This is a genomic window from Kineococcus indalonis, from assembly GCF_009906395.1.
In the GTDB taxonomy this organism is placed as follows: domain Bacteria; phylum Actinomycetota; class Actinomycetes; order Actinomycetales; family Kineococcaceae; genus Kineococcus; species Kineococcus indalonis.
Genome location: NZ_JAAALM010001011.1, coordinates 1 through 487 on the forward strand (window position 1 = coordinate 1; position 487 = coordinate 487).

Below are 487 nucleotides of genomic sequence, written 5' to 3' on the forward strand. Positions count from 1 at the left end.
CCCGCCGGGGCGCCGGGATCGGCGCAGCTGGCGGCCGCCGCGGCCGGGGCCCTGGCGACGGCGGACGTCGCGCAGGCGCAGGCGCGCACCGACCCGCTGGGCGCGCTGCACCGCGTGGTGGGGGCCGAGCGGGCGCTGGACGCGGCGCGCGGCGCGGTGGAGACCTCCGCCCGCGAGGACCAGCAGGCGCGGGCGGCGCTGGAGCAGGCGCTGCTGGCCGCGCGCGCGGAGGTCGAGGCGGCCGAGGACGTGGTGGCCACGCGGCGCGGCGCGGTGGGCGGCACGGCCCGCACCCGGCTGGCGGAGGCGCAGCGGCACCTGGCCGCGGCGGGCGAGCTGGCGGGGCCGGACCCGGCCGCGGCGCTGCAGCACGCGCAGCGGGCGGACGCGCTGGCCGAGGAGGCGGCGCGGCGGGCGCGCGAGGACGCGGCCTCGTGGGACGGCGGGTCCTCGTGGGGCTCGCCCGGCGCGCCGCCTCCTCGGCCAG

The 487-nt window shown here is 85.2% G+C and carries 1 pseudogene; it reads left to right on the forward strand.

Features of this window, described 5'->3' with window-relative positions:
- Positions 1-487: pseudogene (locus GTR00_RS22450) on the forward strand (TPM domain-containing protein); the annotation flags it as partial.